2 rRNA genes (1 of these 2 running past the window's edge) are annotated in these 1,799 nt (G+C 50.0%); both read left to right on the top strand.

The annotated features are described in order from the left end of the window. Positions 1–1,644 (top strand): 23S ribosomal RNA (locus AC1RPG_RS07670) (it extends 1,375 nt beyond the left edge of the window). A gap of 85 nt (positions 1,645–1,729) precedes the next feature. After that, positions 1,730–1,799: ribosomal RNA gene (gene rrf, locus AC1RPG_RS07665) — 5S ribosomal RNA — on the top strand; the annotation flags it as partial.

Genomic DNA, 1,799 nt, shown 5'->3' with positions numbered 1-1,799 from the left:
GGTGGAGCGCTTAGAAGTGAGAATGCCGGTATGAGTAGCGAAAGACAGGTGAGAATCCTGTCCACCGAATGACTAAGGTTTCCTGGGGAAGGCTCGTCCTCCCAGGGTTAGTCGGGACCTAAGTCGAGGCCGAGAGGCGTAGACGATGGATAACAGGTTGAGATTCCTGTACTAGTTATATTTGTTTGAACGATGGAGGGACGCAGCAGGCTAAGGAAGCGCACTGATGGATATGTGCGTCCAAGCAATAAGTCTGAAGTTGAGTTAAATGCTTAACTTTAAGGACAAGTTGTGATGGGGAGCGAAATTAAGTAGCGAAGTAACTGATGTCACACTGCCAAGAAAAGCTTCTAGTTAGAATATAACTACCCGTACCGCAAACCGACACAGGTAGTCGAGGAGAGTATCCTAAGGTGTGCGAGAGAACTCTCGTTAAGGAACTCGGCAAAATGACCCCGTAACTTCGGGAGAAGGGGTGCTGACCGAAAGGTCAGCCGCAGTGAATAGGCCCAAACGACTGTTTATCAAAAACACAGGTTTCTGCAAAATCGTAAGATGACGTATAGGGGCTGACGCCTGCCCGGTGCTGGAAGGTTAAGAGGATGAGTTAGCTTCGGCGAAGCCCAGAATTGAAGCCCCAGTAAACGGCGGCCGTAACTATAACGGTCCTAAGGTAGCGAAATTCCTTGTCGGGTAAGTTCCGACCCGCACGAAAGGCGTAACGATTTGGGCACTGTCTCAACGAGAGACTCGGTGAAATTATAATACCCGTGAAGATGCGGGTTACCCGCGACAGGACGGAAAGACCCCATGGAGCTTTACTGTAGCTTGATATTGAGTGTTTGTATAACTTGTACAGGATAGGTAGGAGCCGTAGAGACCGGAACGCTAGTTTCGGAGGAGGCATTGGTGGGATACTACCCTCGTTGTATGAACACTCTAACCCTCGCCACTAATCGTGGTGGGAGACAGTGTCAGGTGGGCAGTTTGACTGGGGCGGTCGCCTCCTAAAAGGTAACGGAGGCGCCCAAAGGTTCCCTCAGAATGGTTGGAAATCATTCGCAGAGTGTAAAGGCACAAGGGAGCTTGACTGCGAGACTTACAGGTCGAGCAGGGACGAAAGTCGGGCTTAGTGATCCGGTGGTTCCGTATGGAAGGGCCATCGCTCAACGGATAAAAGCTACCCTGGGGATAACAGGCTTATCTCCCCCAAGAGTCCACATCGACGGGGAGGTTTGGCACCTCGATGTCGGCTCATCGCATCCTGGGGCTGTAGTCGGTCCCAAGGGTTGGGCTGTTCGCCCATTAAAGCGGTACGCGAGCTGGGTTCAGAACGTCGTGAGACAGTTCGGTCCCTATCCGTCGCGGGCGTAGGAAATTTGAGAGGAGCTGTCCTTAGTACGAGAGGACCGGGATGGACATACCTCTGGTGTACCAGTTGTTCTGCCAAGGGCATCGCTGGGTAGCTATGTATGGATGAGATAAACGCTGAAAGCATCTAAGTGTGAAGCTCACCTCGAGATTAGATTTCCCATTCCTTTATGGAAGTAAGACCCCTGAAAGATTATCAGGTAGATAGGTTGGAAGTGGAAGTACAGTGATGTATGGAGCGGACCAATACTAATCGGTCGAGGACTTAACCACAAAGTGGTGTGAAACGGTGTACGGCTTAAAAATCAATGATAAATATTAGCTAGTTTTGAGAGAATAAGTTTTCTCAAAAAAAGAGTGTGGTGGCGATAGCAAGAAGGATACACCTGTTCCCATGTCGAACACAGAAGTTAAGCTTCTTAGCGCCA

The sequence above is a fragment of the Dellaglioa sp. CoH-57-MRSF-18 genome (assembly GCF_056781995.1).
This window is presented reverse-complemented; position numbering and strand designations above follow the sequence as displayed.